The organism is Mucilaginibacter sp. BGA-UO-ETr-C110, from assembly GCF_059567985.1.
In genome coordinates, this window is record NZ_JCAQPB010000002.1 from 1,962,619 (window position 1) to 1,978,269 (window position 15,651).

General features: G+C 41.6%; 17 protein-coding genes. 7 read left to right on the forward strand and 10 right to left on the reverse strand.

What is annotated here, in order from left to right; translation table 11 throughout:
• Positions 1-202 precede the first annotated feature (202 nt).
• Both AC57BQ_RS09175 and AC57BQ_RS09180 read left to right on the forward strand, forming a co-directional pair.
• The gene (locus AC57BQ_RS09175; protein WP_496405979.1) at positions 203-1,603 is read left to right on the forward strand and encodes an MBL fold metallo-hydrolase; all 1,401 of its coding nucleotides are present in this window, start codon (positions 203-205) and stop codon (positions 1,601-1,603) included.
• A 57-nt stretch (positions 1,604-1,660) separates the two neighbouring features.
• Entirely contained in the window at positions 1,661-1,984 is a 324-nt protein-coding gene (locus AC57BQ_RS09180; protein ID WP_496405980.1) for a hypothetical protein, read from the forward strand.
• Positions 1,985-2,017: 33 nt separating this feature from the next.
• Here AC57BQ_RS09180 and AC57BQ_RS09185 read toward each other — a convergent pair whose 3' ends face one another.
• Positions 2,018-2,554 carry a GNAT family N-acetyltransferase gene (locus AC57BQ_RS09185; protein ID WP_496405981.1) on the reverse strand — a complete coding sequence of 179 codons (537 nt, stop codon included), beginning with the start codon at positions 2,552-2,554 and terminating at the stop codon, positions 2,018-2,020.
• 533 nt (positions 2,555-3,087) lie between these two features.
• Between AC57BQ_RS09185 and AC57BQ_RS09190 the strand changes: the two genes are divergently transcribed.
• Positions 3,088-3,666: a cupin domain-containing protein gene (locus tag AC57BQ_RS09190; RefSeq protein ID WP_496405982.1), complete on the forward strand. Its 579-nt coding sequence runs from the start codon at positions 3,088-3,090 to the stop codon at positions 3,664-3,666.
• A 447-nt stretch (positions 3,667-4,113) separates the two neighbouring features.
• Here the strand turns inward: AC57BQ_RS09190 and AC57BQ_RS09195 are convergent, their stop codons facing one another.
• The 6 genes from AC57BQ_RS09195 to rpsO all read right to left on the reverse strand — a co-directional run bounded on the left by AC57BQ_RS09195 (position 4,114) and on the right by rpsO (position 10,310).
• Positions 4,114-5,064 carry a D-2-hydroxyacid dehydrogenase gene (locus AC57BQ_RS09195; RefSeq protein WP_496405983.1) on the reverse strand — a complete coding sequence of 317 codons (951 nt, stop codon included), beginning with the start codon at positions 5,062-5,064 and terminating at the stop codon, positions 4,114-4,116.
• Between the two features lie 86 nt (positions 5,065-5,150).
• Complete coding sequence (gene serC, locus AC57BQ_RS09200) at positions 5,151-6,218, reverse strand: 3-phosphoserine/phosphohydroxythreonine transaminase (RefSeq protein WP_496405984.1); 1,068 nt, start codon at positions 6,216-6,218, stop codon at positions 5,151-5,153.
• Between the two features lie 184 nt (positions 6,219-6,402).
• Positions 6,403-7,071, reverse strand: coding sequence for a ribulose-phosphate 3-epimerase (gene rpe / locus AC57BQ_RS09205; protein WP_496405985.1), 669 nt, complete (start codon positions 7,069-7,071; stop codon positions 6,403-6,405).
• 254 nt (positions 7,072-7,325) lie between these two features.
• A complete protein-coding gene (locus tag AC57BQ_RS09210) occupies positions 7,326-7,598 on the reverse strand; it encodes a hypothetical protein (RefSeq protein ID WP_090468044.1) in 273 nt (90 codons plus the stop codon).
• 171 nt (positions 7,599-7,769) lie between these two features.
• The gene (pnp, locus tag AC57BQ_RS09215; protein WP_496405986.1) at positions 7,770-9,902 is read right to left on the reverse strand and encodes a polyribonucleotide nucleotidyltransferase; all 2,133 of its coding nucleotides are present in this window, start codon (positions 9,900-9,902) and stop codon (positions 7,770-7,772) included.
• Between the two features lie 129 nt (positions 9,903-10,031).
• Positions 10,032-10,310: a 30S ribosomal protein S15 gene (rpsO, locus tag AC57BQ_RS09220; protein ID WP_076379122.1), complete on the reverse strand. Its 279-nt coding sequence runs from the start codon at positions 10,308-10,310 to the stop codon at positions 10,032-10,034.
• A 296-nt stretch (positions 10,311-10,606) separates the two neighbouring features.
• On the opposite strand from rpsO, the gene AC57BQ_RS09225 reads away from it, so the two are divergent.
• Positions 10,607-11,029 (forward strand): acyl-CoA thioesterase, encoded by a 423-nt coding sequence (locus tag AC57BQ_RS09225; protein ID WP_496405987.1) that lies wholly within the window; start codon positions 10,607-10,609, stop codon positions 11,027-11,029.
• A gap of 95 nt (positions 11,030-11,124) precedes the next feature.
• Positions 11,125-11,400 (forward strand): hypothetical protein, encoded by a 276-nt coding sequence (locus AC57BQ_RS09230; RefSeq protein WP_496405988.1) that lies wholly within the window; start codon positions 11,125-11,127, stop codon positions 11,398-11,400.
• A gap of 20 nt (positions 11,401-11,420) precedes the next feature.
• Here AC57BQ_RS09230 and AC57BQ_RS09235 read toward each other — a convergent pair whose 3' ends face one another.
• The 3 genes from AC57BQ_RS09235 to AC57BQ_RS09245 all read right to left on the reverse strand — a co-directional run bounded on the left by AC57BQ_RS09235 (position 11,421) and on the right by AC57BQ_RS09245 (position 14,234).
• Positions 11,421-12,530, reverse strand: coding sequence for a hypothetical protein (locus AC57BQ_RS09235; RefSeq protein ID WP_496405989.1), 1,110 nt, complete (start codon positions 12,528-12,530; stop codon positions 11,421-11,423).
• Positions 12,530-13,165 carry an ABC transporter ATP-binding protein gene (locus tag AC57BQ_RS09240; protein WP_496405990.1) on the reverse strand — a complete coding sequence of 212 codons (636 nt, stop codon included), beginning with the start codon at positions 13,163-13,165 and terminating at the stop codon, positions 12,530-12,532. The genes AC57BQ_RS09235 and AC57BQ_RS09240 overlap by 1 nt, the downstream gene beginning before the upstream one ends.
• Before the next feature lie 88 nt (positions 13,166-13,253).
• Positions 13,254-14,234, reverse strand: a complete 981-nt coding sequence (locus tag AC57BQ_RS09245; protein WP_496405991.1) for a D-alanine--D-alanine ligase — start codon at positions 14,232-14,234, stop codon at positions 13,254-13,256.
• A 192-nt stretch (positions 14,235-14,426) separates the two neighbouring features.
• Between AC57BQ_RS09245 and AC57BQ_RS09250 the strand changes: the two genes are divergently transcribed.
• Both AC57BQ_RS09250 and AC57BQ_RS09255 read left to right on the forward strand, forming a co-directional pair.
• Positions 14,427-15,218, forward strand: a complete 792-nt coding sequence (locus tag AC57BQ_RS09250) for a PASTA domain-containing protein (RefSeq protein WP_496405992.1) — start codon at positions 14,427-14,429, stop codon at positions 15,216-15,218.
• Positions 15,202-15,504, forward strand: coding sequence for a rhodanese-like domain-containing protein (locus AC57BQ_RS09255; protein WP_496405993.1), 303 nt, complete (start codon positions 15,202-15,204; stop codon positions 15,502-15,504). Before AC57BQ_RS09250 ends, AC57BQ_RS09255 begins: the two co-directional genes overlap by 17 nt.
• Positions 15,505-15,651: the final 147 nt, after the last annotated feature.

Here is a 15,651-nt window from a genome sequence, read left to right on the forward strand (position 1 = left end):
TATCGAAGATGTTTTACGTTGTGCTTTTTACGTAATACGTAAAAAGCAAAAAAAACAGATTTACAAATTATTATATTACACCACAAACGTAATAGCTATAACATATAAACTAACGTACCACGTATAACGTTATACAACAACCTCAAAAACGTAATACGTATAACGTAACACGTACAACCTAAAAAGTGTACCACGTATAAAAATGAAATTAACCATACACGGGGCAGCCCGGCAGGTAACCGGCAGCATGCATTTGCTGGAGGTTGACCGATATAAGATTTTAGTGGATTGCGGATTAGATTACGAGAAAGACCGCAGCATACAGGATAACGAGAACTTCCCTTTTCGCCCCGAAGAGATCGACGTAGTGATATTAACACACGCGCATATTGATCATTCGGGCAATTTGCCAACACTCATCAGGCTCGGTTTTAACGGCCAGATCCTGTGCACCCCACCTACTGCCGACTTAACCGAGCTATTACTGCTTGACTCAGTTAGCATTTTCATGAATAAGGCTAGTAAAGGCCATAGGAAACGCGGTAAAGGCAAATTCAATACCGGCGGAGGTCCTCAGCCCCTTTACCTGCAAAAACATGTGATGGATGCAGTTGATCGCTTTGTGACCATTGGTTTTAACCGGCCTTTCCGCATCAACGGCAATATTGAGCTCACTTTTATACCGGTTGGGCATTTATTGGGCGCAGCATCGGCAGTGCTACGTATTATCGAAAACGGGGAGGAAAAGTCTATTGCCTTTACCGGTGATATCGGCCGGAAAAACTATCCGGTATTAAATGATCCGCAGGAATTACCTCCTGTTGATTTCCTGGTTTCTGAATCAACTTATGGCGGGCGCTACCACACTAAAGACAAGTCTGTTGAACAAACCCTGATTGAGGTTATTGATAAAGCATGTGTCAAAGAACAGGGGCGGTTAATTATACCCGCATTTAGTATCGGTCGTACGCAATCACTGGTTTACTCTCTTAACAAGATCTTCAGCGAGGGTTTGCTGCCACCGGTTAAGGTGTTTGTAGATAGCCCTATGGCGACCATAGCGACGGGTATTTTCCGGAAATACCATAGTCTGGTAAACCAGGATGCCCAGGATTTCTACAAAGACAAAGGCGACGAGTTTGAGTTCGAAAACCTCACCTATATAGAAAATTTAAAGGATAGCCGCCAGATCTCCAATTATTACGAGCCCTGTATCATCATCTCATCCGCAGGGATGCTGGAGGGTGGCCGCATCCAGGATCACCTGTTTTATAATATCCAGAACTATTACTGTACCATACTTTTTATAGGCTATTGCGCCAAAGGTACTTTAGGTCACCGTTTGTTGCGTGGCGACTCCATAGTACACATCAAAGACCGCGAACTGGCCGTGTATGCAACCATCAAACAAACTGACGTACTGAGTGCCCACGGCGATCATAATGACCTGCTGGAGAACGTAAAACAGCAGGACAAATCAAAGCTTAAAAACGTTTTCCTGGTACATGGCGAAACCGAAAGCATGCAACTACTGGCTAACGACCTGGAACAGAATGGCTATACCGTTACTATACCTGAGAAAGATGTAGTTTACATGCTTTAATTAATATTTAATTATCTTTATAGCTAAACGCTGATCATTAATACTATGGCTATATTGATGGATCCTATAACTCGCAAGCATGTTAGTCGGGCACTTTTTTGTTTTGGTTTTATTGCAGTTTCCTATGGCCTATTACGAAGAGAAAAAGCAATGAAACATACAGTGGTTGTTATTGCCAAAGTTACAGGGTTTCAACACCCTAAAATTGATAGAACTGAAGTAGATATACAATACAATTATGATGGGAAGATGGTAAACAGCGATTTTTCTCTACGTCATCCAGATAGTTTAAAAGTAAATACTAAAATAAGGCTGCTCATTTCAAGTGTATATCCAACTGAATCTCAGTATATAAAATATATTGGAGTTGAAAATCAGTAATTTTTTGCCTTTTCTACTTACCCCAATATTATATCAATTATTTTCAAGTACATAATGGTAAAATGACCGGTGACCGCTATGTTCTGTTTGGGTAAGTGTAAAACCCAACTTCTCAATAACATGAACAGAAGCATCATTCCCTACCTCTATCATGGTAACAATGCGTTTGAGGTGATGGTCATTAAACCCAAAGCTGATCAGGGCGTGGCCTGCCTCGGTAGCAAAGCCATTTCTCCAGTATGGATAGGCAATATAAAGCCCCATGGAGGCATCCCCTGCTATGATCTCGCCATTATGGCCATAGTGAGGATATAAGCCGCATCTGCCAACGTATTGATCACCTACCTTCAATATGGTAGCCCACATGGCCCAGAAACCTTCATGGGGCTGCATGGGGCCATTAATAAACCTGTCTTCGGCCTCTGCCCGGGTGCGGGGCTTACCGCCTACATACCGCCGTACTTCGGGATCCTGCTCCATGGCACAAAAATCGTCCATGTCATCAAGGGTATGCAGCCGGAAGAGCAGCCTTTCCGATTCCAGAATTATTTTTTGTTGGTTTGGTTCCATGTCGTGATCATGGTGAAAACCCTAAGATACAAATCCTGCCCTAAAACTTTTTAAACCTTTAATTTTAACACTTTTCTGCCCGAAATTGGATGAAAATCGCTCTAAAACTGCTTCAAAAACCCTCATTTTAACACTTTTTAACAAATTTTAACGCAGTTTTAAGCAGTTTTGAAAACTTTAAAAAGTATTAAATAATTGATTATCAAATAACTAAATACCAAATGGTCGTTTTTTGGCCTTGTTTTATCCTTAACTAAACAGCCCGGATCTCTTCAAAAAGAGACCCGGGCTGCTATTATTATAAATATACGAAAAATTAAGGAGAATATGAAGTGCGTCGAGGCGTAGCCAGACTTACGAAGTTTTAAAAACTTCGTAAGTCTTTAAGCAACAAAGAAAATAATACTTGTAAACTAAATCATTTAGTCTTATTTTTAACTGTTACCTATTCCTGTTTACTACTGACAGTCAATTTGTTAATTGGCTAATCTGGGCAAGACCACTAAAAAGCCAAACCTGATAAAATCACATTTATGAAACGCAACTCATTCCTCAAATCATGCTTTACTTTGGGTGCAATTGCAGCAAGCCCAATCCCCCTCCTTGCTAAAACTATTTCCAAATTAAGGGTAAATAGCGGGTTTATGGTAGAAGCAGGTAAAAGCCGGACCGAAAAGGGTATTTCGCTTTTAGAAGGAGATACCTTTTATTCCAAAGTGTCAACAAAAGATACCGATGGTGACATTTATGTTTTTGAGTCTACGCGGATTAAGGAAGGCGGCCCCTCACATCATTATCATTTTACGCAGGATGAATGGTGGTACGTATTACAGGGTGAATTTTTGATCAGAATTGGAAATACCACCTACCATGCCAAGACAGGCGACAGCGTTTTTGGCCCCAGGATGGTACCTCATAGCTTTGCCAAAATTGGCGATACAGAAGGCAGACTGCTGCAGTTTTTTCAGCCGGCAGGCAAAATGGAAGAATTTTTTACCAAATTAAGCGAAGGAACAGCCAAAAACATGACTGAGGAACAACAAGACCGATTTCGCGAAGAACATGGCTTTAAACGCGTTGGCCCGCCTATCAAAAACTTTAAAAAATGGTAACCGTATCCCTATAAGTACAAAAATTATGGAAAATATAAAAAACTTGTCGAGATGTAGTCAACCTTACGAAGTTTTAAAAACTTCGTAAGGCTTTAAATAACGCAGGCTTTTATAAACAGCAACTCTTTCGGCATCCCATAAACCAGGGTATACAGCATGAAGGTTAACCTGTCCTGTGGGGTCCTGAAACAAGTTCCTATTCCATAAACCCCTTCCTCCCCTTCCCGAGGGAAGGAATCGCACGGCCCCGGGCTTTTTGGCGATGGCTGTCATGCTGAACTCCGTCGAAGCATAGTGGTGTGGCCTTTGCACTCTACCCTTCGACGGAGCTCAGGGTGACAGCCCAATCTTTTCAGAGGTCACTACTCAAACCAACCAAAAACAAAATAGCCAGGATCATTTACTGATCCCGGCTATTTGCGTTAATTGTAAACCTCGTATTTACTTTTACTTTTTGAAATGGTCAATGATCAGATTGGCCAATTCAACACCTATACGTTCCTGGGCCTCGTTGGTGGCAGCGCCAATGTGCGGGGTAAGGGAAATTTTAGGGTGTTTTAATATTTCTTCGCGCGGAGTTGGTTCATTGTCAAATACGTCAAGAGCCGCAAATGAAACCTGTCCGCTGTTTAAAGCGTCTATCAGAGCCAGCTCGTCAATTAAGCCGCCACGTGAAATGTTCACCAAACCAACACCTTTTTTGGTTTGGGCCAGTTCTTCGGCGCCTAAAAGGGCTTTGTCAATGAATGGTGTATGCAGCGTAATAAAGTCGGCTGTTTTGATCACCTCGTCAAGCGTAGCTTTTTTAACAGCTACTTTTACCGTAGTGCCACCGCCTAAAACGATGTCAAGCTCGGGGTTAAAATCAAAAAGGTCATAAGCTAATACATCCATACCAACACCGATAGCGATTTTTGCTACCTCCCTGCCAATACGGCCAAAACCTACAATACCTAATGTTTTACCGCGCAGCTCGATACCTTTAGCATAAGCTTTTTTCAGATCGTTGAATTTGGCACCGCCTTCAACCGGCATTTTGCGGTTGCTGTCATGTAAAAAGCGTACAGCGCCAAATAAGCTGGCAAACACCAGTTCGGCTACTGATAAGGAAGAAGAAGCAGGCGTGTTATAAACGCTCAAACCTTTTTCCCTGGCGTATTCTACGTCGATATTATCCATACCAACACCACCACGACCAATTACTTTCAGGTTAGGTGTAGCGTCAATTAAAGCCTTGCGAACTTTGGTTGCGCTGCGCACGGTGATGGCATCGTACTCTTTTAATTTTTCAGGCAATTCATCCTGAGGTATATTGTTGGTATCAACAAAAAATCCGGCATCTTCCAACAATTTCTTACCAATTGGATCTATACCATCGTTAGCTAATATTTTGATCATCTTAATTAGGGTCATTGAGTCATTTGTCATTAGGTCATTGCCATTATTAAAATGACTTAATGACCCAATGACCAATGACGGTAAAATTATTTATTGTTCTCTGCAAACTCGTTCATTACATCAATCAGCACTAAAATGCTGCTTAATGGTAACGCGTTATAAATTGAGGCACGGAAACCACCTACGCTGCGGTGACCTTTTATACCTATTATGCCTCTTTCGTCGCATAGTTTTAGGAAAGGTTTTTCCAGCTCAGGGTTTTCCATTACAAAGCATACGTTCATGTTTGAGCGATCTTCAGGAGCAGCTACCGCCTTGAATAACGGATTAGCATCGATAGCATCATATAATACGCGCGCTTTGGTAATGTTTTCCTGCTCAATAGCAGCCACACCACCTTTTGCTTTTAACCATCTAAGCGTTAACATAGATACGTAAATAGCGAAACATGGAGGGGTATTGTACATGGAACCACCTTCAATTTGTGTCTGGTAGTTAAACATTGACGGGATCTTACGGTCAACTTTGCCTAAAATATCATCCTTAACAATAACCAGGGTTACACCGGCAGGACCCATATTTTTCTGAGCGCCGGCGTAGATCAAACCAAAATCGGCCACGTTAACTTTACGGCTGAAAATATCTGAGGACATATCACAAACCACCGGGATAGGCGATTTAGGGAATTCCTGTAATTGCGTACCGTAAATAGTATTGTTGGATGTGATGTGGAAATAAGCGGCATCCGCAGGGATAGTATAATCCTTAGGGATGTAAGTAAAATTGCTCTCTTTTGAAGTAGCCACAATTTCAACCTCGCCAAAGTATTTAGCTTCTTTTAAAGCTTTGTTGGCCCATACGCCTGTTTCCAGGTACGCGGCTTTACCGTTTGATGGCAACAGGTTATAAGGAGCCAAAGCAAACTGTGTGCTGGCGCCGCCTTGTAAAAACAGTACCGAATAACCCTCAGGAACGCTGAATAATTCCTTCACCAAACTAACAGCTTCATCTAAAACTGCCTCAAATTCTTTTGAACGGTGTGAGATCTCCAATAATGACAATCCTATACCATTCAAATCAATTACCGCCTCAGCAGCTTGTTTTAAAACTTCCTGAGGTAAAATGCCTGGTCCGGCACCAAAATTATGTTTCATATAGTTAACAAATTGTAGGTTCTGAATACACGATTAGGAACTTCGTATTTAGTTGGGCCGAAGTTAATTAATTTGACAAAATTTATAGAGATTATTTGCATTTTTTGAAAAAATATACAATTAATCAACAAAAGGCCCTTTGATTGCAAATTTGTAATTTATCCTACTGACTTCGTAGAATTTATTACAATTGTAATAACTTTTCGGGGTATTTAAGGTGAGATATAGCGGCCGAGGGACTGGCCGACGAAAACACAGAACTGCCTGCAACCAACACATTGGCACCGGCATCAACCAGTTTTTGGATGTTATGCTGATCAACACCGCCATCAACCTCAATAAAAAGGTTTGGATTTTTATCGCGGCTCAGTTCTTTCAGGTCCTGTAGTTTTTTGTAGGTGTTTTCAATAAACTTTTGCCCGCCAAAACCAGGATTTACAGACATGATCAAAACCAGGTCCAGATCGGCAATGATATCCTGCAGCAAAGTAACCGGTGTATGCGGGTTCAAGGCCACTCCTGCCCTGCAACCCAGCTCTTTAATAGCCTGTATGGTGCGGTGCAAATGCGGACAGGCCTCATAATGAACTGTAATACCATCAGCACCGGCATCTTTAAATGCTTTCAGATAGCGGTCGGGCTCCACAATCATCAAGTGAACATCAAGCGGTTTGGTGGCGTGTTTTTTGGTAGCACTAACCACCGGGAACCCAAACGATATATTAGGCACAAACATGCCATCCATAATATCAACATGAACCCAATCGGCATCGCTGCTATTGATCATTTCCAGATCGCGTTGCAGGTTTGCAAAATCGGCAGCTAAAATTGATGGTGCTATCAGATGGTTCATATGCAAATATATAAAACCCTCCGGGGCTCTGAAGGCTGAGTTATAAAATTTATGTAAAGTTTTTTTGGGGTTATGACTAAATTAAATCCCATATGTCATTGCGAGGAGGAACGACGAAGCAATCTCCTCGTATGTATAAACGCGAGGAGATTGCCACGCTATCGCTCGCAATGACATAGTTGGGTTTAATATATAAGAGACAAGAAAATTTCAAAGGATAATTCAAAAACTCCCCCTTCAGGGTGCCGGGGGGCTTAATCGCAGTTAAGCAACAGGTCGTAGTATTTTTTCATGAGCACGGTATCGTAGTTTACCAGGGAGCTGTAAGCTTCGGATACCAGTTCGTTCAGGATAGATGAGCCTAATTGTCCGCCTCCATTGGGGATAGAGTCGTAATACACAATGAGATCTTTGACCCTAATGATCTCATATAACAACAGCTGGACAAGGTCGGTTTGCGCGCCCGACTGTATTCCATGCGGATTGTTATTTAGAAAATCTAAAGGATCATTAGTAGAAGAAGTCATGTTTTCTCTCAAGCAGGATCAGACTATGTGGTTTTATCAACTATCTCTCAATTTTACTAAAGTTCAAATAAGCCTGTTTTGTTTTAATTTTTTTTCAAAAAAAACGCTAACAAAACAGACTAAATAACAAAACCCTCGTAACGAGGGTTTTGTATGAAAAAATTCAAATAATTAATTCGCTTTTGGCGCTTCTGGCTTCGGTAATAACACTTTTCTTGAAAGTTTTAGTTTTCCTTGCTTATCAACATCAAGCAATTTAACCCTTACCTCGTCACCAATCTGGAATATACCATCCATCGTTTCGATACGACGGTGATCAATTTCAGAAATGTGCAGTAAGCCATCTTTACCAGGCATAATTTCAACAAATGCACCAAATGGCATAATTGATTTTACTTTACCTTCATATATCTCGCCAACTTCTGGTTTAGAAGCGATATTGCGGATACGAGTTAAAGCTGCATCGATAGAAGCCTTGTTATCGGCAAATACCTGAACAATACCCTGGTTGTCTTTTTCTTCGATAGAGATGGTAGCACCTGTTTCGCGCTGCATTTCCTGGATGATTTTACCACCGGGCCCGATAACAGCTCCAATAAATTCTTTGTCGATTTTAATGGTAACAATACGCGGAGCGTGTGGTTTGTAATCTTCACGTGGCTGGGTAATGGTTTTAGCCATTTCGCCAAGGATATGTAAACGACCATCTTTAGCCTGGTTCAAAGCATTGGTTAACACTTCGTATGAAAGGCCATTGATCTTTAAGTCCATTTGTACAGCAACAATACCATTTTCGGTACCGGTTACTTTAAAGTCCATATCACCTAAATGATCTTCATCACCCAGGATGTCAGAAAGGATAGCATATTTAGTACCCATTTCGTTGGTGATCAATCCCATCGCGATACCAGATACCGGCGATTTGATTTTCACACCAGCATCCATCAGCGCCAATGTACCGGCACAAACTGTTGCCATTGACGATGAACCGTTTGACTCCAGGATATCAGAAACGATACGGATAGTGTACGGATTTTCGTCTTCAGACGGCAATACTTGTTTCAATGAACGCATAGCCAGGTTACCGTGACCAATTTCGCGGCGACCAGCACCACGGTTAGGACGAACCTCGCCGGTTGAGAAACCAGGGAAATTGTAGTGTAAAAGGAATTTCTGGTAACCGTTGATGAAAGCACCATCGATCATTTGCTCATCGTCCTTAGCACCTAAGGTAACGGTGGTTAATGATTGGGTTTCGCCACGGGTGAATACCGCAGAACCGTGAGCAGATGGTAAATAACCAACTTCGCTCCATATCGGGCGGATCTGGGTAGTTGTACGACCGTCTAAACGTTTACCTTCGTCTAATACCAGGTTACGGATAGCGTCATATTCTACATCGTGGTAATATTTTTTGGCCAGGAATTTGGTCACATCATCTATCTCACCTAAAGTTTCGATATATGCGTCACGAACTTCTTTAAATTTAGCACTGCGCTCGTCTTTTGCAGATGCAGAAGAAGCGATAGCGTAAACCTGATCATAAGTAGCAGCGTAGATGGCTTTTTTCAACTCTTCGTTGCTGTTTTCATGGCTGTAAACGCGTTTTTGAGTTTTACCAACTTCAACAGTTAACTCTTTTTGAGCTAAACACTGTAATTTAATAGCAGTGTGCGCGAATTTGATAGCTTCAACCAATTCAGCTTCCTGAATTTCTTTTGATTCACCTTCAACCATGTTGATGTCATGCTCGCTACCTGCAACAATAAATTCTAAAGTTGCATTTTCAAGCTGGCTCAGGGTTGGGTTAATAACTAACTGACCATCAACTTTAGCTACACGAACTTCAGAGATCGGGCCGTTAAAAGGGATATCAGAAACCGACAGGGCTGCTGATGCTGCCAAACCGGCAAGGCAATCAGGCATAATATCTTTGTCGGCAGATATTAAAGAGATCATCACTTGTGTATCAGCGTGATAATCTTCAGGGAACATTGGGCGTAAAGCACGGTCAACCAAACGCGAGATCAATACCTCATAGTCTGATAAACGAGCCTCGCGGCGTAAAAAACCACCTGGTATACGACCAGTGGCTGCGTATTTTTCCTGGTAGTCAACAGAAAGGGGTAAAAAATCAACTCCCTCTTTCGCGTCCGGTGATGATACTACAGTAGCTAATAACATGGTATCACCCATTTTAATTACTACAGAGCCATCGGCTTGTTTGGCCAGTTTACCAGTTTCGATCTCAATGGTGCGGCCGTCACCTAAATCAATAACCTTTTTAATTACGTTTAAACTCATCTTGTTTTTGTTGTGATGCGCTTTTCATCTTTCGGAGCGCACCGGTTTTTTATGTGTGTATAATATTTGTTCAAAAGTAAAAAAGCCATCCTCTAAATCAGGATGGCTTTTAAATAAAAACGGAGATAATTACTTAATGATATCCCTTAGCTGTAAAGCTTTGATGATAGCACGGTATCTTTCAATGTCTTTTTTGAATAAGTATGCCAGTAATGCACGGCGTTTACCTACTAATTTTTGAAGTGATAACTGGGTTGAAAAATCGTGTTTGTTTTTTTTCAGGTGACCAGTTAAGTGTGCAATACGGGTGGTGAATAATGCTACTTGTCCTTCTGCAGAACCTGTGTCTGTAGCACCTTTACCGTGTTTTGCAAAGATCTCTGCCTTTGCTTCTTTACCTAAATACATTACTTGAATAATATTAAAGCGTGAATGATTAATTAATTGTGGGTGCAAAGATAGGTATAAGCTTACATATTTGCAAGGGGTTTAATAAGTAGACTTAATGAGAAAACCAGGTTATTTTTATAGAAGCGTAGCTATAGATATCATTGGGGCGTTGCCTGTGGCCCGGGCTTTCCGCTCATACGGCTGCGGGCCTTAGGCTCAAGGGCCGGTATCCGCTGCAATCCCTAACGCGTGAAGGCGGTAATTAAGCGCACCTGCAATTCAACTCAATCAACCTAATCAACTATATTTGCCTAATGAATACTCCTGCCCAATACAGCACCTTTGAAACCGAACTCCGTGTACGCCCTGATGATATCGACATGTTTCAGCATGTGCATAACAGCAAATATTTTGATTATGTGCTGGCTGCGCGGTATGATCAGATGGAACGCTGCTACGGCATGGCCATGGAAAAATTCATGGAGCGTGGCTTTGGCTGGGTAATACGTATTGCCCATGTAGATTATAAGCGCCCCCTGGCCATGGGCGATTACTTTATTGTAAAAACAGGTATCGAAACCATTAACGAAAAAGGTTGCCGGGTACAATTCAGCATTACCAATAAAGCTACCGGTAAAATAAGCTGCGATGGCTATTTTGATTACGTGATGATTGATATGGCTACTGGTCGCGGTGCTAAGGTCCCGCAAGATGTGATTGAGCATTACCTGATATAGTGATGGCAGAAGCTTGGAGCGTTTCTTTTTACTATCGTAATTAAGTTTTCAACAATGCGCTTTGTATAATATTGATTTAATAGATTAGACAAACTATGGGAACATTATTTAATCAACCAGTTAGAAAATGGTTTGAGTATGATGACAAAGACATTATCAACTTAATCGAAGAAATTAAAAAAATTTCAACTAAAACTAAATTACCAATAGACCAGGTGCTAAAAGTTTATGAAATCAAAGAGTTGGAAAGAAAAAATAATTTATTGAAAGCCAATGGAGACATTTACGATGAACAACAGATGGGTTTTGGTGAATTATTAGAAAAATTAATTTCGAGTATTGATGGATTATCAGAGGGTTTGGAAAGATAAATTAAATAGATAATTCAAGCCTACTCCTTACCCACCACTCCCTCATACCTATAATAGTTATTGAAGAAGAACAGATAGGCAATAACCAGATTCAGTGGAATCAGCGCCCATAGCAGGCGGAACATGATCACCCAAAACAGCACGATGAACAGCCCGAGAATCCATTGCAAGTATTTATCCATATTAAGGCCAAACCAGTAAAGCAGACTGTGGAACAGCAGGGCTATGCTTAAACCAGCCAGCAATAGCTCAACAGCCATTAGCGGATGGAACCTGCTGAAAAGCCACACGCCTTCGGGCAACAACAAAAAGAAATAAACCCCGGCAAAGTTTAAAAACAACCTGAACCTGCTGATAGGTAAATTACGGGCAAAGCTTAGTTTGGTTTCTTCAAAACGACGCTCTTCAAATATCAATATTACATGAGCGGTGATCACCGCCAGTATGGCTATGCCCGCCAAACGGGTATCCGTACTTACATCGGCAAACAAATAAAACACCCCGCTAATGATAAGCCAGGATAGCCCTTTAGTGATAAAGTAAGGTACTTTTTTATCGTCAAAAATATGATAGATATACAGGCTGAAATAAGGCTTGCCCCATTTGCTGCTCCATCTAAGCAATAGTGATTGTTTACTACCATCGATCAGGCCATCCATCACGCGTATATATAGCACGGCGCTGCACCAGATCATTACGCTTAAAAACAGGATGATCACCGCAGGTAGAATATAAAAATGATGTGCAAGCCCTACCCCAACAGCCAGTAACGCATAAATAATGACAGGGGCTAAAATGGCAGCTTGTGTATAACACCAACTTTTACGTTGTTCTGATCTACTCAATGATGTGCTGCTATAAAATAGGAATTGCTTGTCAGGTGCAAAAAGCTGGGTGCTTACATAATGCCAACTTTTGAATATATATATAAGCCAAACCGCCAATACCAATAACAACATTATAGGACTACCGGTCATAGCCAGCATTAACGATTTATGGTAGGTGATGAGTATATTGCCTGGCACGGTACCCACCATTATAAAAAACACAACAAACAATATCCCGGCATGCACCTGGTAAAAGCCACCGGCAAATACTTTAAGCAATACTTTGGTGAGTGGTTGCTGCATCAGGCAATAAATTTGAGGGTTTGATCTTCCACCAGTAATTCGCGGGCTATGGGTAGTTCTGCGTGTTCCAATGCCTGGTGCGATGACAGCAGGAAACTGGTGCCCTCCTGATTATACCGTTCAGCTATCCAGCTATTCAATATTTTTAAAGAAGCGGTATCAATAGTGATCAAAGGCTCATCCAGCAGGATCAGCTTGGGCTTACCCATAAAAGCCAGTACCAGCGATAGCTTTTTAAGCATCCCGCTGGAGTAGGTACCAACCGGTCGGTTTACATAAGCCTGCATCTGCATGGTATCAATATAATGCAGCTCCTGCCCTGCCGGCGCGTCTTTGGCCTGTGCAAATAGCGCTATCAATTCCTTACCCGTTAAAAATTCAGGGAATATGGGTTCTGCCTCGGCAAAGTTCACCAGTTTTCTGTATTCAACCGGTTGCTTTTTGATGCTGATGTTATTATCCAGCAAGATATCGCCCTCAAAAGATAATATGCCTGCGATGGATTTGAGCAGGGTGCTTTTCCCGGAACCATTTACACCTTTTATCCAGTAGATACCCGGATCGATGGAGAGTTCATCAACCTTCAGTGCTGGAAAACCGCCGTATAGTTTTTTGAATTTTTGAAACTTTAACATTGGTAGTTTGATAATGAACTGATAATCTTTGTTACAAAAAAGAGACGCAAATATGCGTCTCTACAATAATTCATTAATTCCGAAATCCTCAGATCGCTCCTTCTATCAGCGTGCTGTAAAACTCACCAAGATCTATACCTGCTGCTCTTACCTGTTGTGGTATTAGGCTGGCGGCCGATTGCCCTGGGGTAGTATTTACTTCAATAAAATAAAAATCGTTTGACCCTTCCAACAGAATAAAATCTATCCTCACCATGCCTTTGCAATTCAGGCGGTTGTATACTTCGGTTACAATACCGGCTATCCGTTCGTTTTGCTCTGCGCTGAGGTCGGCAGGTGTTATTTCTTCCGTTACGCCCGAGGTATATTTGGCCTCATAGTCAAAAAAGTCTTTAGAGGTAATGATCTCCGTTGCGGGTAAAACTGTTATTTTGCCATGCAGGCGGGCTATGCCGATGCTAAACTCCCGGCCTTTGATAAACTCTTCCACCAATATCTGCTGATCTTCATGAAAGGCTTTTTTTAAGGCATCGGGCAAACCAGCTACATTATAAACCTTGCTCATGCCCACGCTACTGCCACCATTATTAGGTTTGATGAATAGCGGAAATTTCAAAGTAGCGGCAATAATGGCCACATCATGCATATCCTTTTCAAACAATCGCATGGAATGAGCGGTGTGCAGGCCATGTATGCCATTTACCAGGGTTTTGGTGTAGGCCTTATTCATGGTGATAGCCGATGTGGTGGCATCGCAGGTATTATAAGGGATGCGCAGCATATCCAAATAGCCTTGTACCTTACCATCTTCGCCAGGGGTGCCATGTATGGTAATAAACGCGAAATCAAATTTTATCTTTTCACCGTTCAGTGTGATGGTAAAATCATTCTTATCCACATCAACCGGACCGTTCTCCGATTCATAAAACCACCTGTCGCGATTAATCAATAAGGTATAAATTTGATATTTTTCGGCTGGCAAAGTATTCGCTATGTTCCTGGCGCTGTTGATAGATACTTCATATTCACCGGTAAAACCACCGGCCAAAAGGGCTATGTTTTTTTTCATTTCGGATATCGGATGTTCGATTTGGGATTTAGTATTTCTGTTTTTATCGCAATTAGATGCTTTCTGTTTTTCGATTTCGAAATTAAGGATAAAAGTGATTAATATACCAGTCACATCAGCAAAAATCCGAAATTGAAATTCCGAAATCCGAAATTATGAGTATGTTTGATACTTAATTTGAAGCAAATACCAATGAGCAAATTTGGGGCTTACTTAAAAACAAAGTCATTTCGCAATAACATCATCATGGCTATTATTTCGGTAATAGTTATCGTTTTAATAGCTTTTTACAGCCTCGGATATTATACCCACCACGGAGCCGGCATACCTGTACCTAAACTCAAAGGACAGCTGATAGACAGGGCTACCGCGATGTTAAAAGAACAAGGCTTTGATTATAAGATCGACTCGGTTTATGTACAGGATGTAGCTCCGGGAACCGTTGTGGAGCAAGATCCAGACCCAGGCACCAACGTAAAGGAAGGCCGTGTTATTTACCTCACGATGGTTACCCTGCAAGCCCCTAATATTTCGCTACCGGATCTGGAACAAAGCAGTTATCGGGAAGCCACAGCAACGCTGTCAAACTATGGTTTAAAAATTGGCGACACTACTTATCGCTCTGATATCGCGCGTGATCGTATCCTGGAAGTTCGTTTTGGCGGCCAGGTGATCAAAGCGGGTACCAAAATACCAAAAGGCTCACGTATTGACCTGGTTTTGGGCGATGGCGAAGGTGCCAGTGAAGTGGAGATCCCGGAACTGGTTAAACTTGATCTGGACGCCGCTCGTTTTGCCATTAAGGGAGCAGGTCTTACTATCGGTACTATTACTTACCAGGGAACTATTACCGACTCTACCAACGTAGTTGTAGTATCGCAATACCCTATGAAAACCGATTCGGCCAGTAAAGCCAGTATTGGTACGCGTATCAACTTAACCGTAACTCAAGGTACCAAAACGCCCGATGCCCCAACAAATTAATGCTGCCGAGTTGTTGGCCCGCCTGAACAATGGTGAGCACCTGAACCTGGTAGATGTGCGCGGGACAATAGAATACCATACCTATAATATAGGTGGGCTCAATATTCCTTTACCACAACTGGAAGAAGTGATTAGTGACTGGGCCTACAACAAAACAGACGAGATCATCGTTATCTGCAAAGTTGGTTTGCGCAGCAAAACAGCTCAAACTATATTGCAGCAAAATGGTTATCTTGATGTTAAAAATTTAAGCGGCGGATTGATAGCCCTCCAAAAATTAAAATAATTGAAAATAAGAATCAAGATATAAGAGTCAAGAATTAAGAAAAACAATAATAGTCTGTTAATTTTGTCTGGGTTTAATATTGATTCAAATCATGCGGATTTTATAATTAACAAAGTTTTGTCCCGTCTTGATTCCTGACTCTTATAT